Origin of the sequence: Arcticibacter tournemirensis (genome assembly GCF_006716645.1) — a bacterium.
In the GTDB taxonomy this organism is placed as follows: Bacteria; Bacteroidota; Bacteroidia; order Sphingobacteriales; family Sphingobacteriaceae; genus Arcticibacter; species Arcticibacter tournemirensis.
Genome location: NZ_VFPL01000001.1, coordinates 3,297,567 through 3,319,570 on the forward strand (window position 1 = coordinate 3,297,567; position 22,004 = coordinate 3,319,570).

Consider the following 22,004-nt stretch of genomic DNA (forward strand, 5'->3'; position numbering starts at 1 on the left):
GTGTTCGATCAATTCATTACTGGAAGGAAAGCATATTTCTTACCGTACTCCATCATCTGATCATAAAAAGAAACAGGATAAGTTACTTTTACATCAGTAATTTCTGAGCCCTTCATCACAGGCACAAGTTTAGGTTGTATAAATCCTTTATAGGCTTTAACATCAAGCCTGGCATAACGCTCAGATACCTCTTTAAGCAATTGCTGATCAACCTTTACGCCGTAGGTTTCTATCAGGTTTTTTCCGCCCTCATAATCGCCTTCCGACTTTACGCGCTGAATTTCTCTTAATAGCTGTCCAAATAATTCGCGGAGTTTATTATAGTCATTAATCCTGGTATACGTTTTTCCGTTAACCTTGATCATCTCTACCACATTATCCTTTTTCCCCTTTTCGTATACCCACATGGCATTTAGCTGCCGGTTACGCATATGGGCCTCCTCAAGATTGCTGCCCGGTTTAATACGTGTAAGCTGAGTGATCAAACCATTCATCATGTAACTATCGTATTCAGCTTTCCCAACTTCCAGGTTCGGCATTACACCTATTTCGATGAGCTTAGGATCAAGTATGAAGTAAAGCGCCACAAGGTCTGCCCGTGCTTCTTCTAACGCCGAGGCATAGTTTTTCAGGGTTTTGTCGGTAGTTTCCACACCAGGATTTATCTGGCCTGAAGCATGACCTATGCATTCATGCATATCGGTATGAAGGTCAGAGGAGAGTGAACCATAAGTACGGATACGGGCTTTTACATCGTCTCCGTACGCAAATTCGTCTAAAACACCGCCTTTGCTGCTTACTATATTATATGAATGAACAATATTACTTAATGAAACCGACTTTGACCCGTGCTCCTTCCTGATCCAGTCGGCATTTGGAAGATTGATACCAATAGGAGTAGAGGGGGCGGCATCGCCAGCTTCGGAAATAACAGTGATCGCTTTTGCAGTGATTCCCTTTACTTGCTTCTTTTTGTGCTCGGGAAGCAAGGGTGAGTTGTCTTCAAACCATTGTGCACGGCTTGCAATAGCTTGTATCCTTTTGGTGGACTCGAGGTCTTTCAACGATACAACGCTTTCAAAACTTCCTCTTTTTCCGATAGCATCATTATAAACTTCGATAAAACCATTGGTTGCATCAATGCGGGAAGCCGTGTCGGCTACCCAGGCAACGCTGTAATCATCAAAATCTTTCAGATCGCCCGAGCGATAGTATTTGATAAGCTTTTGCAGCGCTTCTTTTTGCTGAGCGTTCTCTGAAACCGTTACAGCCTTTTCAAGCCAGTATACTATCTTTTCAAGGGCAGCTCCATACATGCCGCCAACCTTCCAGGTCTTTTCAACAATCTTCCCGTTTTCCTTTACCAACTTAGAATTAAGTCCCCACGAAGGTGCGTTTCCGTCAGTATTGAACTTTGCGTAAAAATCTTCAACTTCTTTCTGGGTAACACCCTCGTAAAAGTTATTAGAGGAAGCTACTATATTATCTGTATCAGGAGAAAGATCCACCATTTTTGGCTGGAAGGAAGGGTCGAAGATTACAGGTTTGATCCTAGCGAGAAATGAATCCGCCGACTCACCTTTATTAACCGGGAAGCCTTTTAAATCCGAGTTTTTTACCAGCTTAGTAAAATAAGTAAAAGAATGCTCGGGAATTAACTTTTCGTTGCCATAGTGGTGATGATTGCCATTGCTGAACCAGAAGCGGCCGCAATAATCTTTGAACTTAGCCCATTCGGCAGCTTTCCGGTCTCCTTTATAAGTAGCATAAATGTTCTCAATCGTTTTGCGGATCAGCAGATTGTATTTCCCCCTCTGGTCATATATAATATCTCTTCCCGACAGGCCCGCTTCGGAAAGATAGTAGGCCAGTTTCTTTTGCTGAAGACTAAGCTGATCGAAACCAGGAACCTGGTACCGTAATAATTGGATATCAGCAAAGGATTCAGCGGTTACATCAAAACCTTTCGCAGGTTTCTGTTGTGCAATAGAATTTTGTCCGGTTATGCTAGCCCCTAAGTATGTTAGGGCTGATACGGCAAGCAAAGAATAATATTTCATATAAACCTATACTATTAAAACAGCTAAGTTACTGAAAAAAATCAACGCTATCAGCCGCTATGCAAAAGCAACGTGTAACAAACAATCAGTCATTCTTTTCAGTTTAATCATTTGTTAATCTTCTATATGGACAAAGATATTTCGAGCCTTGAGAAGGATGTGCCTTTCGAAAAATCAGAATGGCCTGTTTTGAGAATTGGGTGGATCTTAATGGGGGTTTTCTTAGGAGCTGGTGTATTTGGCATTTTTGGCTCCGGCATCTTTTCTGAAAGAGTAGCGGAAGACGGAACTCTTTCGGTCACATATGAACGCTACCTCAGGTATTCAATGCACTCCGAAATTCAAATAAAAACCAGTAAACTAGGTGCAGACTCGTCTATATGGATCAATGCCGATTACCTGAACAAAATAATGATCACCCGGATAAGTCCTGAGCCTGATTCTTTTGATCAGGTAGACGGCAGAATGAGAATACAGTTTTCCTCGCAAAATCCCTCTGATATTACATTACACATAGAGGCTGTGAAAACAGGAGATCAAAATATGACCATAAACGTAAACGGCAAAAAGAAAACAATTCATCAGTATATATATTTTTAAATGCTTCGGTATGGATTCAATCATAATGCGGTCGGCCGTAATTTATATCTTTATATTCATCATCCTGCGGCTCGGAGGGAAACGAACTGTAGGAGAGATGACCACTTTCGATCTGGTGCTGCTCCTGATCATAAGTGAGGCTACGCAACAAGCCCTTTTAGACGACGACCGCTCCATAACAGGAGGGATGCTCGCCATCACAACACTCGTGTTCCTGGATATAGTTGTTTCCCTCCTGACTAATAAAAACAAAGGGCTTGACAACCTGTTGAACGGCGTTCCCTTAATAATAGTCAAAGATGGCAAACCACTAATGGAACGAATTAAAAAATCAAGACTGCAGATAGAAGACATACTGGAGGCCGGCCGTAAATTTCAAGGGATTGAGAGCCTCGCGCAAATACGATACGCTGTACTCGAAAAAGATGGCACTATCAGCATCATACCTGTAAACGAAAAAACTGATACCTAATATTACGACAATGAATTCTGAATTTTTTAGTGTAATGATTGATGATAAACCGGTACGGTTTGAAAAAAAGAGGATTTTGGAAATACAACCCTATACGGGAGGAACGAGGATTATTATGGAAGCATCCCACACTTCAGAAGAACCTCTCATCTATTTTACTCCCGACGAATACGAAGCTGTTATGAGATCCTATCTGGGGTAAGAATTTACCGTTGCAGAAGATATATAAGACTGTCAATACCGGGAAATAATTAAATTCTAACGGACAAAACCGGTATTTTTCTTAGTTTTAAGCCTGTAATGGACTTAAGCTACAAACGTATAGTAATTAAGATTGGCTCTAATGTACTAACCAGGAAAGATGGATTGCCTGATTTAGAGCGCATTGCTCATGTCGTTGAACAGATTTCGCAGATAAAGAAGCAAGGCAAGGAAATTATATTGGTTTCTTCAGGAGCCGTTGCTTCGGGCAAGAGTGTCCTCTCGGTATCTGATAAGTTCGACGCGGTTGCAACCAGACAGCTGTTTGCTTCGATCGGGCAGGTAAAGCTTATCAATAGCTATTCTGAGCTCTTTGAAAAACAGGGACTGATATGTGCACAGGTTCTGGTAACGAAAGAGGACTTCAGGGACCGTCTTCATTATCTAAATATGAAGAACTGCTTTGGCATATTGCTTCAGCACAACGTAATACCGGTGGTGAACGAAAACGACGTTATATCTGTCACCGAACTGATGTTTACGGATAATGATGAGCTTGCCGGACTTATTGCTTCTATGTTGAATGCTGATGCATTAATAATCCTGAGCAATGTTGATGGGATCTACAACGGGAATCCTGCCGATAGTAATTCTGAAGTGATCCGTTATATTGATCCAACTTTCTCTGATTTTTCAGGGTTTATCACTACACAAAAATCACAGTTCGGACGGGGAGGAATGATCACGAAATCGCATATAGCACTCAAAGCCGCCCGGTTGGGCATTGCGGTTCATATTGCGAACGGAAAAACTGAAAATATACTTCTCAGATTATTGAACCAGGATGTGATCAATACCTGTTTTGTACCGGCGAAAAATGCCTCGGGTAAAAAGAGATGGATTGCCAATTCAGAGAACTATGCAAAAGGCGTCGTTCAGATTAATGAAGGCGCAAAGCAGGCTCTTTTGTCGTCTAAAGCAAGTAGCCTTCTCCCGATTGGGGTAACAAGCATAGTAAATGAATTCAGGAAAGGCGATATTATCAGGTTAGTTGACGAAGATAATCACCAGGTAGGCCTTGGTATAGCAGAATACAGTTCAGAAAAGGCAGCGAGCCTGCTTGGACAGAAAAATCAAAAACCGCTGGTACATTACGATTACTTATTTTTAAATCCGGGAGATAACTGATATGGAACTTAAAGAACTTTTTAAGAATGCGGCAAACGCCAGTCGCAGCCTTGGACTTCTTGCTGCAGAGAAGATAAATACCGTTCTGCGTGATCTTGCGGATGAAGCTATCAAACAGACTCCTATTCTTCTCATTGAGAACGAGAAGGATCTGGAGAGAATGAGCAAAGAGGATCCCAGATACGACAGATTAAGGCTGACAGAAAAGCGCATTCAGGATATAGCAAATGATATTCGGAATGTCGCTGGTTTGGAATCGCCTCTTAACGAAACATTGGTTGAAAAAACTCTGGATAATGGATTAGTTCTAAAGAAGATCAGGGTGCCGGTAGGGGTTATCGGAGTTATCTATGAGGCCCGTCCTAATGTTACTTTTGACGTATTTTCGTTATGTATTAAAACAGGTAACGTTGCAGTGCTAAAGGGAGGGAGCGATGCCGCTTTTTCAAATGAAGCGATCATCTCCCTGATTCATAAGGTACTTAAGGCGCATAATATTGATACTTCAGTAGCTTTGCTGTTGCCTTCAGACAGAACTGCAACCGAGTCTCTTTTAAATGCTACGGGTCTGGTAGATGTAATTATCCCCAGAGGCAGTCAGCAGTTAATTGATTTTGTAAGAAAAAATGCAAAAGTCCCCGTAATCGAAACAGGAGCCGGTATTGTTCACACGTATTTTGATGAAAGCGGCGACGTTGAAAAAGGCAGAGCGATAATTAATAATGCTAAAACGCGCCGTGTAAGCGTTTGTAATGCGCTCGACTGTTTAATAATCCATAAAGCTCGACTTGGGGACCTTTCTGCTCTTATAGAACCCCTTACGTCTGCTAATGTTGAAATTTTTGCAGATAAGCCCTCCTACAACGCTATTAAGAATAGTTATCCGTCGTCACTACTGAAGCCAGCTGACGAAGAGCATTTCGGAACCGAGTTTTTGGATTATAAGATGTCTATAAAGACCGTAGAAAACCTTGATGAGGCCCTGGATCATATTTCACGATACAGCTCAAAACACAGCGAGGCTATTATCTCTGAAAGTGAAAACAATATTGAAACTTTCTTAAACACTGTGGATGCGGCAGCGGTCTATGCAAACACCTCCACCGCTTTTACCGATGGCGCACAATTTGGCTTGGGGGCAGAAATAGGCATTAGCACTCAAAAATTACATGCCAGAGGCCCCATGGGCCTTGAAGAGCTTACAAGCTATAAGTGGATTGTAAGAGGAGAGGGGCAGGTTAGGGGGAATTGACAAGGGACAAGGGAGAATTGACAGGAGGAATGAAATACTACTCCAAAAAGAAAGGCAAGCGTTAAGTCGTCTGCCTTTCTTTTTGGAGTAGTATTTGTGTTTTATTTAATCGTTAAATTTCCGTTGTTCATTCTGATAACCACGTATCTTTTTTCCAGCAAGTAGAATCCGCCGAACAGTACAGTGCCATAGATTGCATCGGCAATAAGCATATTTCTAAGAAATGGTAGTCCCATTATATACGACTGAACCACTCCCTGTACATTATGAGGGTACCATGGGTATAAGAAGGCGAAATTCGTAATCAGAAAAAACACGACTGCTCCGGCAACAGAAGCAAGAGCAATACTTCCTGGTGTGATTTTGTTTCTTATCAAGAGGCCACAAGCAACCATTGCAATGAAGCCAATATAAACCACAACACTAAATCCATTACCTATAAATATATCAGAAATAGCCATTGCTGCCAGAGGCAGAATAAAAGCAAGCCTTTTATCCTCTATTAATGAACCGGCAAATATAGCCAACGCCCCAACAGCGGTAAAGTTCCAAGCATGTGGCAACATCAATGGAAGCGCGCGCGTGCATGCAGCTAGGATAATCAATAAACTCAATACCAGAAAGCGGGAAGATTGTATCTGTCTAATCATACTGCCAAAGTTAAACGTAAAATATGAAAGGTAAAAGCGTTATGGATTCAAAAGATGAAATTGTTAAACCCCTATTCCGATCTCTTTAATCCATACTTATCTATTTTACTATAAAGATGGCTTCTTTGGATATCGATATCATCAGCTGTTTTCGAAACATTCCAATTGTTTTTTTCGAGCTTGTATTTAATGTACTCTTTTTCGGCCTGATCTTTATATTCCTGGAAGCTGCTGAACTTATCAAAATCCATACGGGCTCCCGGAAGCGTGGCTTCCTGACTATCAGCAGACTGCGGGCCAGAGGGATTAGCAAAGGTATATACATCACCTTCGGTAATGGTCTTGTCGCTTAAAATAATAAGCCGCTCTATCATGTTTCGTAACTCACGGATGTTACCAGTCCACTGGAGTGCTTTTAACGCTTCCATAGCACCCTCGCTGAATTTCTTCACCGGCATGCCATATTCAGCACATACTTCTTCGCAGAAACTCTGTGCAATAATGGGGATATCATCTTTCCGTTCTGAAAGAGGCGGCACATGGATCAATATCACACTGAGCCTGTGATACAAGTCCATACGGAAATTTCCAAGTTCAATTTCTTTAAGAAGATCTTTGTTTGTGGCAGCTACAACGCGTACATCCACTTCGATTTCCTTTTCGCCCCCAACGCGTGTAATCTTACTTTCCTGCAAGGCGCGTAGTACCTTCGCCTGTGCTGAGTGGCTCATGTCGCCTATCTCATCAAGGAATAGAGTGCCCCCATTAGCTTGCTCAAATTTTCCGATACGTTGTTTTACAGCAGAAGTAAACGATCCTTTTTCATGGCCAAATAATTCACTTTCAATCAATTCTGATGGTATTGCAGCGCAATTCACTTCGATAATCGGGCCGTTAGCACGATGTGATTTTTCGTGGAGCCACCTTGCAACAAGCTCTTTTCCACTTCCGTTCGCTCCTGTTATCAGAACGCGGGCGTCTGTTGGTGCAACCCGGTCTATAGTGTCCTTTATTTTATTTATAGCAGGAGAGTTACCGAGAATTTCGCGAACCTTGCTGACTTTCCGTTTTAATACTTTGGTTTCAGTAACGAGGTTTCCCCGCTCAAGTGCATTTCTTACTGTGATCAGCAGACGGTTCAGATCGGGCGGCTTTGATATAAAATCGTAAGCTCCCTTTTTACTGGCTTCAACGGCTGTTTCAATCGTTCCATGTCCCGATATCATAATGAATGGCAGGTCCGGTTTTATAGCCAGCCCTTCAGAAAGAACCTCCATTCCGTCCATTCGGTTCATCTTGATATCGCAGAGTACCAGATCAAGGTCGTTTCTCCTTATACATTCAAGCCCGTCTATTCCATTATCAACGTCCTCTACCTCATAATCTTCATATTCCAGTATTTCCCTCAATGTGTTGCGTATTGCACGCTCGTCATCAACAATAAGAATTTTTGCCATAATATTCTATAACCCGAACACAAAAGTCTGTATAATGTTTTAATATTGTCTACAAATATATACAGTTTTTTAATTAGCTTCTTTGGCTTGTCGATAAATAAGGTACCTTTTCCTGACCGTGTTCGGACTGGCTGCTTCTCAGGTTCTGGCTGGCTATGACTTGGCTTCGGTCTGGGTATTGGATTTTTTAGAAGAACTGTAGAAGAAATCCCATACCTGCGCCGAAGCCAGGCGGGCGAGGGTGCGACGCAGGTTCCTTTGAATCAATGTAAAAACCTGAAGGAATGTGGCTTGCTTGCTTTTGAGTTTCTTTGCCTTTAAATCAAACAGGCTCCTCCTTAGAGGAAGAGCCTATCTGATTTAAAAATACAGGCCTGTAAGCCGGGTTCTGTTCTCATGAGTTACATGAGCTTCTATCATTTATCTGGCCCTGCCATTGCTGACAGGATCTAACGACCTACCCGCTGATGCATCAACCTTGCGGAAGAACAGGGACGAGCAGCCCCTTGTCACCAGCTTATTTGGTCTTTCAACTCCTGGGGTTTACCGCAATGCATGTCGCCATACAAAGCCGTGAGCTCTTACCTCGCGTTTTCACCTTTTCCCTTGCAATTTTTTATTGTAAAGGTAGTTTGTTTTCTGTGGCACTTTCCGTACACAAACGTTAGTTGGCGCCCTTCCCGTTAGGAAGCAGGATGCTCTGTGTTGCCCGGACTTTCCTCCCTCCGTTACGGATGGCGATAGAACGGCCTGTTCACAAAGATAGGTTTTAATGATGACTAAACCTATATAATGACTAACACCTCAAAAAACGACTAGGGCATCTCGCATTTCTTCAGAGTTTGTGTAGCCGCTGTTTGGTCATATAAACCTTGCTTATTTCCGAAGCTGTTTGTGATATAGGTAATTATTGCAGCAATATCGATATCAGGCAATTGGGGGTTCGGCGGCATCAGCCCATTATACTCTTTCCCATTCACCATAATCTTCTCATCCATGCCATTTTTAATGATACAAGCCAGTCTATCTCTGTTTTTTCGAAGGAACAATGTATCCGAAAGAGGAGGGATCAGCTGCTGAAGACCATTTCCATCAGCGCCATGGCAGTTCTGGCAATAGGTATCATAAAGCTGTTTGCCGTTGGTATAATACCGGGCATAATTGAGATCGGTTTCGCTCTGGCAGGATCCGATAACGGCCCATGAAGAGATTGTAAGGAGCAGAATACAGATGATTCTATTTCTTATCATGCTGATACTCCTTTAGCAGAGTTTCCATATCCGAAATCATCTGTTCCACCTGATCGGGTTGCGTACCGTCATAAGCTCCGCGGAGGCGTTTTTCCTTATCGATCAAAACAAACCACCCCTGATGGATATATCCTCCAGGAGCACTCTTATCTTCATTCACTGCCACCAGATAGTGTTTTTCTGCTAAAGTATACACAGAATCCCTGCCGCCCCGCAGGAATTGCCATTGTTTTCCACTAACACCAAGTTTCGTAGCATACTCTTTTAATACTGCGGGGGTGTCGTGCTTATAATCGATAGTGTGAGAGGCAATCATCACCTGCGGATTGTCCTTGAATTTATCATACACCTTCAGCATGTTGCGATGCATTACAGGACAGATAGAGGGACAGGTAGTAAAGAAAAAGTCAGCAACGTATATCTTACCATCAAAATCTTTGTTAGTTATCGCTGCACTATCCTGGTTGATAAAACTAAAGCTGGGTATAGTCTGGTAAATGGTATCGGTTACTGTTTTACCATCAATTGTTTTTTCAACCGTTTCACGGTTACCAAGAACCGGAAGCTTTTTCTCTTCTTTCAAATTGCAGGCAGTTAATGCGAATAAAAACAAGAACCCCGCAGATAAATAGTAAAATTTCATGAATATCGATTCAATTATAAGGAGATATTCAGCAAAAGTACAGTATCGTAAAGGCTAATGCAAGTTGTATATTTTTGCAAAAGTCACAATACATTAGAGACAATAGCTATTTTTGAACAGAATGAATATCAAGAAAAAGATTGGATTGGAAGGTGTACGTTTTTTTGCCTATCATGGTTTTTATCCTGAAGAACAGATCCTGGGTAACGAATTTATAGTAGACATAATCACCGAGATGGATGTGCTGAGTGACGGAGACGATGAATTGGCAAATACAGTGAACTATGAGCGGCTATTCGAAATAGCCGCATTGCAAATGAAAAAGACACAAAAACTTCTAGAAACCGTGGCGATTGGTATACTGAACACTATAAAAGAAGAGTTTCCATCACTTGATACTATCCGTATAAGTATCCGAAAAACAAGACTTCCTCTGGAGGGTGAGATTAATAATTCTCTGGTAGAATTTACGTACAGGAAATAGAAGTTAAAATATAATTATACCGCAAGGGCTTCAAACGCGATCATCTTGTTTCGTTGTAATTCGGGAAGGAGGGCAGGCTTGCCCTTTTCAAAATCATAAAAAATACAGGTTGTTTTTCCTGTGGTGCAGATTTCTTCATCGGCATTCTTTTTAATTGTTAATATATATTCTACTTCAAAGCTGCAGTTGCCTACCCGGCTGGTACGAACGTAGGCGTATAGTTCATCGTTAAAGGTGACCGGTTTCAGATAGTTTAGCTCAGCCTTTCCAATGATGATCCCTTTTGACTTGCTTTGCCAGCGTGTAATATGTTTCCAGTAACCGGAGTGGGCAATTTCAAAATAGGTAAGAAAAACGTCATTGTTTACCACTCCGAAGGCATTAAGATCGCCAAAGCGCACAGGTATGAAAGTCTTGTAGTTGAAGTCTATTAAGTTCATAAATAAGACAAATTGTCGGTTAGTTTCTAAAATAATAAGTCAAATTGTCTTATTATAAACGATTTTTCCCTTGAAATTGTTTTGGTATGAGCATTGTATTTATCGTTCCAAAACAAAAAAATAAGGAGGATATATAAAATGACACTTGTAAAATTTGCAAATGGAAACAACGGGAGCGCTCTAAAACCTTGGTTTAATGATGTATTCGATTCAGTATTCAATGACTCATATGTAGCGGACCGCCTTACTTCAAGAATTCCGGCGGTAAACATAGCAGAGAGTGAAAGTGATTTTCATATAGAATTGGCGGTGCCCGGGTTGAAGAAAGAAGACTTCAAGATTAATCTCGACAAGAATATATTGAACATTTCTGCTGAAAAGAAGAATGAGACCACCCCTGAGGGTAAAAAGTATAACCGCAGGGAGTATAGCTACTCTTCTTTCGTACGATCGTTTACTTTACCGGAAACAGCCGACTATAGCAAAATTGAAGCTGAATACGTTGACGGTATTTTGAAGGTGAACGTGGCTAAAAGAGAAGAAGCTAAGGTGTTATCAAGAGAAATCTCAGTTAAATAAAGTCTAAGGGAATTTGTAACAGGTAAGTGCTTTTTTACGAAACCATTGTTAAAAAGCATTTGTTAACAGAACAAAGGCGTTGCTTAATCAGGCGGCGCCTTTTTGTTTTACAGCTTAAAATGTATTTTTGAACCATGCATCGAGAAATACCTGAAACAAAAAGAAAAGCTCTTAAAATCAATCTTGACCCCACCATCTATGGTACATTTGCCGAAATTGGTGCAGGTCAGGAGGTAGCGAGAAATTTCTTTACTGCCGGGGCAGCGTCGGGGACAATAGCGAAAACCATGTCGGCCTACGACATGGCATTCAGCAATGAGATTTATGGTTCGGAAAAATCCGGAAGATATGTAAGTAAATCGCGGCTTGAAAAAATGCTCAGACATGAGTTTGATCTGTTGACTGAGCGGCTTTCCGGCGAAAAGTATCAGGATAGACGTTTTTTTGCGTTTGCCAACACGGTTACCACTCTTAATTATAATAAAACGAACGATCCGCACGGTTGGGTAGGTATCATGTTCCAGTCGGAGCCTGGAGGAGAAGCAAATGAGATTATACTGCATATCCGCTTGCTCGATAGCGACAACAGCCTTCAGCAGAATGTGCTGGGTATTGTAGGGGTAAATCTGGTCTTTGCTGCTTTCTTCTTATCTCAGGATGTGCAATCAATGATAGAGTCGCTGGTTGATAACCTGTCGGTTGGTTCTGTTGAGATCGATTTAATCAATCTGCGTGGCCCATGTTTTAAGCATGCGAATGATCGCCTCGTTAATCTCTATCTTATAGCCAAAGGCTTTTCGAGTGCCGCAATCTTCGATAAGAACACCCAGGTATGTCAGTCGAAGGATGTTTTGTATAAAAGGGACATTATGATCCTTCGAACGAAATACCGGCAAAAATCAACGCCAAACTTCGATTTGTTTAACAGGGCTGTCGAACAATTTAAACGATCGCAGAACATTGGCGATGAAAACCTTCTCGTTTTAATAGAGGTGTTAATGTCTAATATGCTCGACGACGACCAGGAAATAAACACCTCAGATCTTGAGGAATTTGCAAACCGTGCTGAAGAGCTGTGCTCTACCGGCAACAATGTTATTGTATCAAACTTCACCCGTAACCACAAACTGGCTCAATATCTCTCGAGGTGCAAACCTCATAGCGTGGGCATTTCTACCAATATAGCTAATCTCAGGCGTATATTCGATTCGACGAAGTATGGTGAAAACTATACTGACGAACTGCTTGCATATGTAAGCGACCTTTTCAGTAGAAACGTTAAATTATACGCTTATCCTTATCTCGACAAAAGAAACAATCAGATCATTACGACTCATAATATGCCAGTGTCGGAAGAAGCAAAGCCTTTGTTCGAGTTCCTCATAAAGAATAACTATATCACCGACATAGAAAGCTATGATAAAAAGGATGTGAAGACGGTATAAGGTTTCAGATAATTTACTTACGGAACAGGCGTTCTACAGCATCGCTCACAAGGTTGAAGTCAGGATTGACCGTCCAGTCTATTACATCGTGAAGACTCCGGTTCTGTGGCGCCCAGCGATCAGATTCACCATCGAGGCTGATTACTACACTTGGAGTTTTCAGCGCTGCTGCAATATGAGAAACGCCGGTACAATTCGAAATCAATGCGAAGGCCCTTTCAATAAGAACAGCTACAGCGCCCATGCTGGTCTTGCCTGCAGCTATAACAGGTGGGTGAAACATGTGCGACACCACGGCATTCACAATATCAAGTTCATCTGAAGTTCCGGTAAGAACGGGGGTGAATCCCTGTCCGGCAACAATATCAGCCAGCTGCGCAAAGTACTCAGGAGGCCATCTCCTCCAGGCGCCCCTCGATCCGGGGTGAATACAAACATATTTCTTCTCCTCGATAGGAAGAGCGGTTTCATTAAAGTCGGCGTAATCCCGGGCGGTTAACGGAAATTCCAGGTCTGTCCCCAAAGGAGGTATACCTAAAAACTCCATCAGTTTTACATGTCTTTCTGCCTCATGTCCGTAGTTGGGATACTCCATAAACAAGCCATTATCCGGAGCGTAAATACCTTCTTTGAAATATCCTGCGGAGTATTCTGCTCCCAAGAGTTCTATCATCGGATTTACAATGGTACCGTTTCCCTGCATCTGGAGTATGAGGTTAAACTCCTCGCCGATCATTTTTTCAAGAAACGTGCAAAACACGGGAGCGCTGAACTCCTGCTCAGGTAATCCCGGGTAGCCCGGAAACCAGATAAAGCGATCGATATAGTCTTTGAACCTTTCTGTAAAACTCTTTGCCCAGGGTAATCCCAGCAACGTAATCTCGGCATCAGGATAGGATGCTCTGAGCGCCCGTATTGCCGGAACTGCACAAAGCATGTCACCTAACTGAAGGGCTCTGAATATCGCAATTTTTTTCACGTATGCGGGTGATAGTTTTAAATGGAAGTCCATATCGTGTTAAATTAATAGTTGAAAGCTACATTTATGAATACCGTTATCTGAAAAAACCATACTCTAAACTTAGCGGAGCCATATAATTGCCAGAAGATGGAGGCGAAAGGGATAACAACGGAGGTGGCAATCATTTCGACAACGTGTTTCCTGCATCGCGACGTATCAGTAAGGCGTTTTTCAATAAATGCTATAAGCAGGGTAAGCCAGCCTAAAAGGGAAATCAACCCCTTAAACGGGTGGCCCGCAGCGAAAAAAACAACCGCTCCAGAAAAGAGCAACAGCATCACATAGTAGTTCCAGGAGGGGTGAGGTTTAATTCGTTGCCTGTAAAGAGCAGGGTATTTTTTATAAAGAAGTGCATTGTAAAGTCCTTTCTTTTGCTCTTTTATACTAACGCCCCAGGGAACCTCGCGTATCGGATGCGTTACAACGGCCTGGATGGGATGGATAGGTATCTCATTGCTTATAAAGTTGAAATGCAGGTCGCTGTCCTCGCGCCATGCCATACCGAATCGTTCGTCGAAACCTCCCACGCATTTTAAAGCCTGCCGGGTGCAGATACAGTTCGCAGTTACAAATTCAGCCGTTTCAAGTTTGGATATGTTTCGTTCGTAATCAGTTGGATTCCTGGAGATTGGAACGATAACCTTTCCTGTAAATACAACCAGTTGTTCTCCTTTGTATGCCTTCCATGCAGCTTGAAGCCAGTTAGGACTCGGAAGGCAGTCATCGTCGGTAAAAGCAATCAAATGTCCCGTTGCATTCATCCAGCCGGCATTCCTTGAAGCGGCTGGCCCTTTCTTTCCAGGAATAGAAATGTAGCGGATCTTTGGAATTACTGTATCTATCCAGAATTTCATGGCCTCGCTTGTTGCCTGGTCCGGACCATCACTCACCACGATCACTTCATACTCGTTCTTGTCGAAATTCTGCCGTATTAATGCTTCCAGACATCGAACCAGAAGCTGCGGTCGCCGATATGTAGGAATCACAACAGATATTTTCATCTGCAATCTTTCTCTATTAAAAACGAACCAATGATCAATGCATCAAACGGAGAAGTCCAGAAACATTCAATCGCATCCCGTGGACTGCAAACGATGGGTTTTCCCAACGTATTGAAAGAGGTATTTACGAGCACCGGTACTCCGGTGATCTTTTTGAATTCCTCGAGTAATTTATAATAAGAAGGATGCTGGTCTCTATTAATGGTCTGTATTCGTGCTGTTCCGTCGACATGTCGAACCGCAGGTATTTTGTCAGCCTTATCTGGCTTAACATTATAAATAAAGAGCATATAGGGTGAATATTCAGCGTTTTCAAACCACTCATGTGCATCTTCCTCAAGTACTACCGGTGCAACAGGCCTGAAGTCCTCACGGTCCTTCACCTCGTTTAATCTGGCCTGCATGGACGGACTGATGGGAGAGGCCAGTATGGAGCGGCTTCCGAGAGCGCGCGGCCCAAACTCCATTCTCCCTTGATACCAGCCAATAATCTTGTCCTGAGCCAGTATTTCGGCCGTCTCCCGGGCAACGTCCTCCAGTTTTCTGTAAGGCACCTTCGCCCATTTCATAAATTTCTCGATCTCCGCGTCCGAATACTCAGGCCCCCAGTAAGCATGTGTCATCTCAAAATCTTTTTGATGGCTTTGCCTTTGCTGTGCATCTATCCATATAGCTGCTCCCAGAGCTGTACCTGAATCACCCGATGCCGGTTGTACCCATACTTTTTTGAACGGCCCTTTGTCGCGAATCCGGGCATTCAACACGCAGTTAAGTGCTACTCCACCGGCCATGCACAAGTTGTCCTGCCGGGTTTCTCTATGGAGCCAGTCGGCAATATCGAGCACTTTTTCCTCAAGCGCCAGTTGAAGAGAGCGTGCAATGTTAAAATGATGTGAGGTAAACTCTTCGTGCCGTAGCCTGGAGGGGCCAAAGCGCTCCTCAAAGTTCTTGTTGGTGATAGTATACTGACCGCCGGAGCTAACTTGTATCATCTCCCTGAAGTCGTTTATAAACTCTGGCTTCCCGTAAGAGGCGAGGGCCATTACCTTATATTCATCTGAGGAATGCAGAAAGCCAAGGTATGATGTGATTTCCTCATAGAGCAAGCCCAGTGAATGCGGCATATTCACTTGTCCAATTCGATCAAGGGAGGTTCCGCTTCCTACATTATAAGTAGTAGTGGCCAGCTCGCCGCGTCCATCAAATGTCATCACCGCGGCTTCTGTAAACGGCGAAGGGTGGAAAGCACTAGCCCCATGGCTTAGATGATGCTCGACATAATGAAACTGAAAACTATCTAAACGCGTGCCTTTAAATCGCTTCTGAAGGTGATGAGGATAGCCGTCCTTAAGCTGGCGCGGCGCGTTAATAATGTAAGAAAGAAAGAGGGAATCCCATGGATTTAGCCATTCCGTATTTGCCGATCCTGGCGACTGGAATAATGGCACTTCAATCACGGGTTTATTCCGATATTTCTCTCCAAGCAAAAGGTAAGGATCGAATGAGTAAGCTACATGGTCAACATCATTCAGATGGATCCCAGCTACCTGTAAACAATAGTCTATTGCGTGAAAAGGGAGCTCCCATGTGCTGAACGGAACAGGGCGTTTGCCATGTTTAATATGAGTAAAACGTTCGTCTTCTGCTGCAGCAATTAATATCCCGTCTTTGAGGATACAGGCTGCGGAATCATGAAAAACAGCATTGATACCTAAGGTGTACATAAAAGTAGATTTGCAGCTAATAAATATCATACAGGCATAAAATGTTTTTAAAGGTTTTACAACACTCAAAACACTTTACAAATCAGGCTGTTCCATATTTAAAACATCTACCGATGACAGCAAGAATAATTTTCGCCATAACCGCGGCCAGCACATATCTCCTGATTTTTCTATTCTTTATATTCATGAATAAACCATCGATTGCATCATGGATGTTTTTATTCTCGCCAATTGTAATTCTTTGGATGGCTTATATGATCATAAAGTTCGGTAAATACAGTGGCGTTGAGCTCAAACCCGGTGAGGAGTGGGGCTATGAAGATAAAAGGAAAGAAGACTTGGGTATGTTCTGATACGCACTACTACGTACGGAGCTGAGATTGCAGCGGGGATGCTGTATGGTCAGGAGGCAGTATAGAACTCTTCCTTTTCGGTGGTGTGTACCCGAATTATACCCGACAGAACTAAATTAACAAGGATACGGCGTGTGCGCCGGCGCGAAAGATTGAGCATCTTACTATATTCACTCGCGGTAATTCTTTCATTGCTTTCGAGATATTCCAGCAGAGCCTTTTCTTTACCCGAGTACTCTATCAATACACCGTCTTCCCGGGAACTGGCCTTGAGAACATCCACCACAATTTTACTAGCTAAGAGACTTTTATCTTTTACCCTGATGTAAACCCACCATTTATTATCCTCGCCAAGCGCATAGTGAGGTTTCGTATCACTTTCCTTTATTTCGGCTACCAGAACTATTTTATCTTCGATGTATACTTCTTCAAAATACGGCTCAAGCGCTGGCCGGCAATAAAAATGAGCAGCTTTTGTAAGCATGTATTTTTCTTCGTCTTCTGACCTCACGCCTTTGATATCGCCGTTATCTGATACACCAACCAGCAGTCTTCCGCCTTTGTTATTGGCGAATGCAACCATTGTCTTGGCTATCTTTGAGCACGACGTAATGGTTTTCTTGAAATCAAGAGATACTTCTTCACCTTCAAAAATCAGTTGCCGTATATGGTAAGGCTTTAATCGATTCATGGACTGAATAATAATAAAATTTAACGGCTTTCTGTTTTGATACTATACAGTTTGCGTATATATACCGTGCTTTCTACTGTCGCGCAGAGTTCCCCGGCCTTATTCTTAATTTCAATCGTATAACTTTTAACAAACTTTCCGTCGCTATCTAAACTACTGCAAGCTTCACTGATCTCTGCATCATCTAATCTGGCACTGAAGTAAAGAGAAGACATTCCAGGTTTTACATAGTCAATTTCCGCGGACTTTTGCCAAACCTGAACCTTGTAACCTCGTTTCTGTAAAATTTGGTGAAACAACACCGCATAAAAAGGATCGGCAGCGGCATAAATCGTGCCTCCGAATATAGAACGGTTGTAATTGAGGTTTAATATACTCCTTGCAATTTTAACGTCGACACCCCTGAAATCTCGCTGAAAACGTTCAACCCAAATGCGCTGGAATAAAAGAGGTGGGTAAAAACGCATGGCCCACTTAAGCGTTCTTTCTGAAACAAGCATATTAACTGCTAAAGTAATTTATCGGTATTCGGGCACTATCCCGAAGTTGCAAAATATTAAACTCTTTACAATCAAAATTGTTAAACCATTTAATTATTAAGTAATTACAAATATTATTAAAGGTGCCTCTGCTACGCAGCGGTACTAACGTAGCTCCAATAATAACGATTTATTAAATAATAACAATTTATCAATTTAAATTAAACTACCATGAAAACAAATGCCCTAAAAATTGCAATCGTTTCAGCTTTTCTCGCGTTTACCGCAGCTTCATGTAATTCAAGCAGCCGGAATGCAGATCAGGAAGGAGACACGATGATGACGGATTCTGCGGATCCGGAGATCGACGGCACCGATACGATGAACACCGATACATCCGTTACTCAAACAACTCCGGGAGGAGGCGTGGGTGAGGACGGTATAGGATCAGGTACTGATACAGCTGGCACTCCAAATACGCCAACTCCTTAAGCGTTATTGTAGAATAATCTAAGAAAGACAGGAGAATTCTTCTGGTTTTGTTTGGGAATGCTTCGGGGTAAGTACACGGTGAGAGCACGGTGCTGTCAATGTGCATTCATCCCGAAGATTACTCCTACCATTTCAGAGCCTGGCTTATACCGTTCTGCATCATTTCTCAATCTTGCTCCCTTGTTACGATAAAACAAGTAATCAGAGAATGCGGCGCAACATTTCATAGTCAGAAAACGCCCCCTGCCAGCTTTGCAAGTATATAAGATTACTCTGAATGTTTTTCTTGCGATTGAAAAAAAACAGTTACTTTGTATTAAGTCTATAAATCAAAGTAAATGAAAAAGCTATTTTTATTAAGAACAGGTGCATTAACTCTTTTCGTTTTTGCCTTTTTATTTTCTGGGTCTTTAGTAGCTCAGGACGCAAAGCCAGTTGCCAGTCCACGAGACAGTGTTAGTGGTAAAATCGGCAAAGCTAACGTAGAAATTAATTACGGAAGTCCTGCCGTAAAGGGCAGAAAGATCTGGGGTGAGCTGGAGAAGTACGGCAAGGTATGGCGAGCCGGAGCGAACGGTGCAACTACTTTTAAAACAGATAAAGATGTAACTGTTGAGGGTAAAACCCTGCCCGCCGGTACGTATGCTTTCTTTGTCATTCCTGCAGAGAGCGGGCCATGGACAGTTATTTTCAGCAAAAATGCGAAGCAATGGGGAGCATACAAGTATAATGAATCGGAGGATGCGTTACGTGTAAGTGTAAGTCCGCGTAAAGTAAGCGACTTGCAGGAGCGTCTGCAGTATGCTATTACCAAAAAGGGATTCGAGTTAAGATGGGAATACATTCAGCTTCCGGTATCTGTTAAATAACGAAAATATTACTCTTTTATCCGAGGCTTTAGAGAATAAAGCATTTTATTTGTGCCCGCAGTATCTTTATGCTGCGGGTTTTTAATTTACGTTAGTCTATGCACAGGAAAATAGGTATTCTGATATTTTTAATTTCCCTATCTTATGCCATTGAAGCGCAACAGGTACGCCCATCTGCATCAGCCGAAATTCATCACGAGCTATTGCAGCTTAATAAGCTTGTAAAAGTATTATACTTCGCCGCGCATCCCGACGACGAAAACACCCGTTTGCTGAGCTGGCTGGTGAATGATCAGAATATCAATACTGCTTACCTATCGCTTACCAGGGGAGACGGCGGTCAAAATATCATTGGACGCGAACAGGGGCCGGCTTTGGGATTGATCAGGACGTATGAGCTTCTTGAAGCACGGAAGATAGACGGTGCCGGGCAGTTTTTCACCCGTGCGGTGGATTTCGGTTTTTCAAAAAACACAACAGAAACTTTTAAACACTGGAACGAAAATATTCTGACAGGCGACGCTGTGTGGACAATCCGTCACTTCAGACCCGACGTGATTATTTGCAGGTTTCCTCCCGATGCAAGGGCCGGGCATGGACAGCATGCCGCATCGGCAGTGATTGCAGAAAAGGCATTTAAAGCTGCAGGAGATAAAGGGCAGTTCAGCGAACATCTGAAATATCTCCAGACATGGCAACCCAAAAGAATCCTGTTAAACAGCTATCGTTTCGGCAATAATAATACTACTTCAGAATCGCAGCTAAAGATAGCAACCGGCCAGTACAAACCTCAGATGGGTATGGGGTACGGCGAATTGGCAGGCATCAGCCGCAGCGTCCACAAAAGTCAGGGTGCGGGTACCCCATCTGTGGCAGGTATACAAACTGAATATTTCGCACTTGTAGATGGACAACCTTTATCGGCCTCTTTATTTGATGGGATAGATGTTAGCTGGAACCGTGTGGGAAGAAAGGATATTGGCGATCAGATAAATGACATTATTCAAAAGTTTAACTATAACCGTCCTGACTTAAGCCTGCCTCACTTACTCAAATTACGCAAGCAGATAGCGCAGGTGAAAGATAATTTCTGGCGCAAAGAAAAACTGACCGAGCTCGATAAGATTATTCTTGACTGCAGCGGCTTTATGGCCGAAATGTTCTGTAATCAGCCCGAGGCGGTAGCAGGATCGTCTATACCATTTACCCTTAATGTTATTGCCCGGTCAGCCACACCCGTGCAGCTGAAAGCCTTGAAATGGAACGGGATTTCTGCGAACCTCCATACCAGGCTAGGTAACGATTCTTTATTTTCGTCAAAACAGCAGATAGATATTCCGGTAGGCACACCGCTTGCAGAGCCTTACTGGCTGACTAAGCCAGGTGAGGATGCCGATCACTATTATTTGCCTTCCGATACGCTTAACGGACTTCCCGAATCACCATCAAGAACCCGCGCTTTGCTTAGTTGCACGATAGGAGAGGAGAGTTTCGATATAAACGTTCCCCTGTCTTACAAAAGACTTGATCCGGTAAAGGGGGATGTTACTGAAGCGTTACGTATTGTTCCTGCAGTAATGCCAGGCTTTACGCACCAGCTTCTTATATCTAACGATGATGGTTCGCTGAATACCGAAGTACGCTTACATCCCTTAAAAGATATAACAAACGCCTCCCTGTCCATAGAGTCGGGCAGGCCCTTACTCACCATAAGCCATCTTAATTTAAAAGCGGGGATCGATACCGTACTGCCTGTTAAAATTCCGAAGAACTCGTTAATGCAAACCGGAACTAAAGAATTTACATTAAAGGCCGTCCTTAATGATGGCGATAACCGGTATGACAAAACGCAGCAGTTAATTGCGTATGATCACATTCCTACGCTTCAGTATTTCACTCCCGCTGAAACCAGGGTATTAAACAAAAACTGGAAGAGTACCGTTTCTAAAATAGCCTATATTGAAGGTGCGGGCGACTATACAGCTGATTTCCTTCGTTTGGCGGGACTAAGTGTCACTATATTAAAAGATGAAGATTTCACTTCTGCCGCGAACCTTAAGCAGTACGATGCCATTATAACAGGCGTTAGGGCGGTCAACACCGAAAAACGAATGAATTACTGGTTACCGGTGTTGCATCAGTACGTCCAAAATGGAGGGACGCTGGTTGTACAATACAACACCGTACAGGGTCTTACATCTGATAATATTGGTCCATATCCGTTTAGTTTAGGTAACGCAAGGGTGACGGAAGAAAATGCTGAGGTAAACTTTTTAAATCCTTCACACAGGCTGCTTAACTACCCTAACAAAATAACAAAAGATGATTTCAAAGGATGGGTACAGGAGCGGGGACTCTACTTTCCGGTCACCTGGGACAATCATTATGAACCCCTGTTTGAGATGAACGATACAGGCGAGGCGCCTTTAAAAGGATGTACGCTATATACAACGTATGGCAAGGGACACTATATCTATTCTTCGCTGTCATTTTTCAGGCAGTTGCCTGCCGGAAACACCGGTGCAGTACGTTTATTAATGAATATGTTATCAGTTGGTAAATAATGGCTCCTAATCAACCGAAATGGCGATTCTGGTACCTGGCGGTATTGCTGCTGTTGCTGATCCAAATTCTTTTGTATTATTGGTTCACT

23 protein-coding genes and 1 other RNA gene are annotated in these 22,004 nt (G+C 42.7%); 12 read left to right on the top strand and 12 right to left on the bottom strand.

What is annotated here, in order from left to right; genetic code table 11:
* Window positions 1–8: 8 nt before the first annotated feature.
* Complete coding sequence (locus tag BDE36_RS13885; protein ID WP_141815350.1) at window positions 9–2,060, bottom strand: dipeptidyl-peptidase 3 family protein; 2,052 nt, start codon at window positions 2,058–2,060, stop codon at window positions 9–11.
* A gap of 126 nt (window positions 2,061–2,186) precedes the next feature.
* Here BDE36_RS13885 and BDE36_RS13890 point away from each other — a divergent pair, with 126 nt between their 5' ends.
* From BDE36_RS13890 to BDE36_RS13910, 5 genes are all read left to right on the top strand, one after another.
* On the top strand, window positions 2,187–2,660 hold the full coding sequence (locus BDE36_RS13890; RefSeq protein ID WP_141815351.1) for a hypothetical protein: 474 nt from the start codon (window positions 2,187–2,189) through the stop codon (window positions 2,658–2,660).
* Window positions 2,661–2,670: 10 nt separating this feature from the next.
* Window positions 2,671–3,132, top strand: coding sequence for a DUF421 domain-containing protein (locus BDE36_RS13895; protein WP_141815352.1), 462 nt, complete (start codon window positions 2,671–2,673; stop codon window positions 3,130–3,132).
* A 10-nt stretch (window positions 3,133–3,142) separates the two neighbouring features.
* Entirely contained in the window at window positions 3,143–3,334 is a 192-nt protein-coding gene (locus BDE36_RS13900; RefSeq protein ID WP_141815353.1) for a hypothetical protein, read from the top strand.
* Between the two features lie 98 nt (window positions 3,335–3,432).
* Window positions 3,433–4,521: a glutamate 5-kinase gene (gene proB, locus BDE36_RS13905; RefSeq protein WP_141815354.1), complete on the top strand. Its 1,089-nt coding sequence runs from the start codon at window positions 3,433–3,435 to the stop codon at window positions 4,519–4,521.
* Window position 4,522: 1 nt separating this feature from the next.
* The gene (locus BDE36_RS13910; RefSeq protein WP_141815355.1) at window positions 4,523–5,773 is read left to right on the top strand and encodes a glutamate-5-semialdehyde dehydrogenase; all 1,251 of its coding nucleotides are present in this window, start codon (window positions 4,523–4,525) and stop codon (window positions 5,771–5,773) included.
* A gap of 101 nt (window positions 5,774–5,874) precedes the next feature.
* On the opposite strand, the gene BDE36_RS13915 is transcribed toward BDE36_RS13910, so the two are convergent.
* The 5 genes from BDE36_RS13915 to BDE36_RS13935 form a co-directional block, all read right to left on the bottom strand.
* Window positions 5,875–6,423 (bottom strand): DUF6580 family putative transport protein, encoded by a 549-nt coding sequence (locus BDE36_RS13915; protein WP_128767424.1) that lies wholly within the window; start codon window positions 6,421–6,423, stop codon window positions 5,875–5,877.
* A gap of 71 nt (window positions 6,424–6,494) precedes the next feature.
* Window positions 6,495–7,880: a sigma-54-dependent transcriptional regulator gene (locus BDE36_RS13920; RefSeq protein ID WP_141815356.1), complete on the bottom strand. Its 1,386-nt coding sequence runs from the start codon at window positions 7,878–7,880 to the stop codon at window positions 6,495–6,497.
* A 361-nt stretch (window positions 7,881–8,241) separates the two neighbouring features.
* Window positions 8,242–8,637, bottom strand: an RNA gene (gene rnpB, locus BDE36_RS13925) — RNase P RNA component class A.
* 58 nt (window positions 8,638–8,695) lie between these two features.
* Window positions 8,696–9,130, bottom strand: a complete 435-nt coding sequence (locus BDE36_RS13930; RefSeq protein ID WP_141815357.1) for a c-type cytochrome — start codon at window positions 9,128–9,130, stop codon at window positions 8,696–8,698.
* A complete protein-coding gene (locus tag BDE36_RS13935) occupies window positions 9,117–9,713 on the bottom strand; it encodes an SCO family protein (protein WP_235904456.1) in 597 nt (198 codons plus the stop codon). Before BDE36_RS13935 ends, BDE36_RS13930 begins: the two co-directional genes overlap by 14 nt.
* A gap of 181 nt (window positions 9,714–9,894) precedes the next feature.
* Here BDE36_RS13935 and folB point away from each other — a divergent pair, with 181 nt between their 5' ends.
* Window positions 9,895–10,257, top strand: a complete 363-nt coding sequence (gene folB, locus BDE36_RS13940) for a dihydroneopterin aldolase (RefSeq protein ID WP_141815359.1) — start codon at window positions 9,895–9,897, stop codon at window positions 10,255–10,257.
* A gap of 14 nt (window positions 10,258–10,271) precedes the next feature.
* Here folB and BDE36_RS13945 read toward each other — a convergent pair whose 3' ends face one another.
* Window positions 10,272–10,697 (bottom strand): acyl-CoA thioesterase, encoded by a 426-nt coding sequence (locus BDE36_RS13945; protein WP_141815360.1) that lies wholly within the window; start codon window positions 10,695–10,697, stop codon window positions 10,272–10,274.
* Window positions 10,698–10,835: 138 nt separating this feature from the next.
* Here BDE36_RS13945 and BDE36_RS13950 point away from each other — a divergent pair, with 138 nt between their 5' ends.
* Together BDE36_RS13950 and BDE36_RS13955 are read left to right on the top strand one after the other, a co-directional pair.
* Window positions 10,836–11,276 (top strand): Hsp20/alpha crystallin family protein, encoded by a 441-nt coding sequence (locus BDE36_RS13950; protein WP_141815361.1) that lies wholly within the window; start codon window positions 10,836–10,838, stop codon window positions 11,274–11,276.
* 134 nt (window positions 11,277–11,410) lie between these two features.
* Entirely contained in the window at window positions 11,411–12,721 is a 1,311-nt protein-coding gene (locus BDE36_RS13955; RefSeq protein ID WP_128767431.1) for a nicotinamide mononucleotide adenylyltransferase, read from the top strand.
* Window positions 12,722–12,734: 13 nt separating this feature from the next.
* On the opposite strand, the gene BDE36_RS13960 is transcribed toward BDE36_RS13955, so the two are convergent.
* The 3 genes from BDE36_RS13960 to BDE36_RS13970 are packed head-to-tail and all read right to left on the bottom strand — an operon-like array spanning window position 12,735 to window position 16,497.
* Window positions 12,735–13,733, bottom strand: coding sequence for a glycosyltransferase family 9 protein (locus BDE36_RS13960; protein ID WP_128767432.1), 999 nt, complete (start codon window positions 13,731–13,733; stop codon window positions 12,735–12,737).
* A gap of 11 nt (window positions 13,734–13,744) precedes the next feature.
* Window positions 13,745–14,743: a glycosyltransferase family 2 protein gene (locus tag BDE36_RS13965; protein ID WP_235904454.1), complete on the bottom strand. Its 999-nt coding sequence runs from the start codon at window positions 14,741–14,743 to the stop codon at window positions 13,745–13,747.
* Window positions 14,740–16,497, bottom strand: a complete 1,758-nt coding sequence (locus tag BDE36_RS13970; protein ID WP_244939618.1) for a carbamoyltransferase family protein — start codon at window positions 16,495–16,497, stop codon at window positions 14,740–14,742. Before BDE36_RS13970 ends, BDE36_RS13965 begins: the two co-directional genes overlap by 4 nt.
* 83 nt (window positions 16,498–16,580) lie before the next feature.
* Between BDE36_RS13970 and BDE36_RS13975 the strand changes: the two genes are divergently transcribed.
* Window positions 16,581–16,820 (top strand): hypothetical protein, encoded by a 240-nt coding sequence (locus BDE36_RS13975; protein ID WP_141815363.1) that lies wholly within the window; start codon window positions 16,581–16,583, stop codon window positions 16,818–16,820.
* A 49-nt stretch (window positions 16,821–16,869) separates the two neighbouring features.
* Here the strand turns inward: BDE36_RS13975 and BDE36_RS13980 are convergent, their stop codons facing one another.
* Both BDE36_RS13980 and BDE36_RS13985 read right to left on the bottom strand, forming a co-directional pair.
* Window positions 16,870–17,511, bottom strand: coding sequence for an RNA-binding domain-containing protein (locus BDE36_RS13980; protein WP_141815364.1), 642 nt, complete (start codon window positions 17,509–17,511; stop codon window positions 16,870–16,872).
* A gap of 20 nt (window positions 17,512–17,531) precedes the next feature.
* Window positions 17,532–18,011: a DUF4442 domain-containing protein gene (locus BDE36_RS13985; protein ID WP_141815365.1), complete on the bottom strand. Its 480-nt coding sequence runs from the start codon at window positions 18,009–18,011 to the stop codon at window positions 17,532–17,534.
* A 210-nt stretch (window positions 18,012–18,221) separates the two neighbouring features.
* Between BDE36_RS13985 and BDE36_RS13990 the strand changes: the two genes are divergently transcribed.
* The 3 genes from BDE36_RS13990 to BDE36_RS14000 all read left to right on the top strand — a co-directional run bounded on the left by BDE36_RS13990 (window position 18,222) and on the right by BDE36_RS14000 (window position 21,915).
* Window positions 18,222–18,482, top strand: coding sequence for a hypothetical protein (locus BDE36_RS13990; RefSeq protein ID WP_141815366.1), 261 nt, complete (start codon window positions 18,222–18,224; stop codon window positions 18,480–18,482).
* A 338-nt stretch (window positions 18,483–18,820) separates the two neighbouring features.
* Window positions 18,821–19,351, top strand: a complete 531-nt coding sequence (locus BDE36_RS13995) for a DUF2911 domain-containing protein (protein ID WP_141815367.1) — start codon at window positions 18,821–18,823, stop codon at window positions 19,349–19,351.
* A 98-nt stretch (window positions 19,352–19,449) separates the two neighbouring features.
* Complete coding sequence (locus tag BDE36_RS14000) at window positions 19,450–21,915, top strand: PIG-L family deacetylase (RefSeq protein ID WP_141815368.1); 2,466 nt, start codon at window positions 19,450–19,452, stop codon at window positions 21,913–21,915.
* Window positions 21,916–22,004 lie beyond the last annotated feature (89 nt).

Coding starts and splice junctions, on each gene's coding strand:
- BDE36_RS13885 (WP_141815350.1), bottom strand. CDS start 2,060: ATGAAATATTATTCTTTGCTTGCCGTATCAGCCCTAACATACTTAGGG.
- BDE36_RS13890 (WP_141815351.1), top strand. CDS start 2,187: ATGGACAAAGATATTTCGAGCCTTGAGAAGGATGTGCCTTTCGAAAAA.
- BDE36_RS13895 (WP_141815352.1), top strand. CDS start 2,671: ATGGATTCAATCATAATGCGGTCGGCCGTAATTTATATCTTTATATTC.
- BDE36_RS13900 (WP_141815353.1), top strand. CDS start 3,143: ATGAATTCTGAATTTTTTAGTGTAATGATTGATGATAAACCGGTACGG.
- proB (WP_141815354.1), top strand. CDS start 3,433: ATGGACTTAAGCTACAAACGTATAGTAATTAAGATTGGCTCTAATGTA.
- BDE36_RS13910 (WP_141815355.1), top strand. CDS start 4,523: ATGGAACTTAAAGAACTTTTTAAGAATGCGGCAAACGCCAGTCGCAGC.
- BDE36_RS13915 (WP_128767424.1), bottom strand. CDS start 6,423: ATGATTAGACAGATACAATCTTCCCGCTTTCTGGTATTGAGTTTATTG.
- BDE36_RS13920 (WP_141815356.1), bottom strand. CDS start 7,880: ATGGCAAAAATTCTTATTGTTGATGACGAGCGTGCAATACGCAACACA.
- BDE36_RS13930 (WP_141815357.1), bottom strand. CDS start 9,130: ATGATAAGAAATAGAATCATCTGTATTCTGCTCCTTACAATCTCTTCA.
- folB (WP_141815359.1), top strand. CDS start 9,895: ATGAATATCAAGAAAAAGATTGGATTGGAAGGTGTACGTTTTTTTGCC.
- BDE36_RS13945 (WP_141815360.1), bottom strand. CDS start 10,697: ATGAACTTAATAGACTTCAACTACAAGACTTTCATACCTGTGCGCTTT.
- BDE36_RS13950 (WP_141815361.1), top strand. CDS start 10,836: ATGACACTTGTAAAATTTGCAAATGGAAACAACGGGAGCGCTCTAAAA.
- BDE36_RS13955 (WP_128767431.1), top strand. CDS start 11,411: ATGCATCGAGAAATACCTGAAACAAAAAGAAAAGCTCTTAAAATCAAT.
- BDE36_RS13960 (WP_128767432.1), bottom strand. CDS start 13,733: ATGGACTTCCATTTAAAACTATCACCCGCATACGTGAAAAAAATTGCG.
- BDE36_RS13965 (WP_235904454.1), bottom strand. CDS start 14,743: ATGAAAATATCTGTTGTGATTCCTACATATCGGCGACCGCAGCTTCTG.
- BDE36_RS13970 (WP_244939618.1), bottom strand. CDS start 16,497: ATGATATTTATTAGCTGCAAATCTACTTTTATGTACACCTTAGGTATC.
- BDE36_RS13975 (WP_141815363.1), top strand. CDS start 16,581: ATGACAGCAAGAATAATTTTCGCCATAACCGCGGCCAGCACATATCTC.
- BDE36_RS13980 (WP_141815364.1), bottom strand. CDS start 17,511: ATGAATCGATTAAAGCCTTACCATATACGGCAACTGATTTTTGAAGGT.
- BDE36_RS13985 (WP_141815365.1), bottom strand. CDS start 18,011: ATGCTTGTTTCAGAAAGAACGCTTAAGTGGGCCATGCGTTTTTACCCA.
- BDE36_RS13990 (WP_141815366.1), top strand. CDS start 18,222: ATGAAAACAAATGCCCTAAAAATTGCAATCGTTTCAGCTTTTCTCGCG.
- BDE36_RS13995 (WP_141815367.1), top strand. CDS start 18,821: ATGAAAAAGCTATTTTTATTAAGAACAGGTGCATTAACTCTTTTCGTT.
- BDE36_RS14000 (WP_141815368.1), top strand. CDS start 19,450: ATGCACAGGAAAATAGGTATTCTGATATTTTTAATTTCCCTATCTTAT.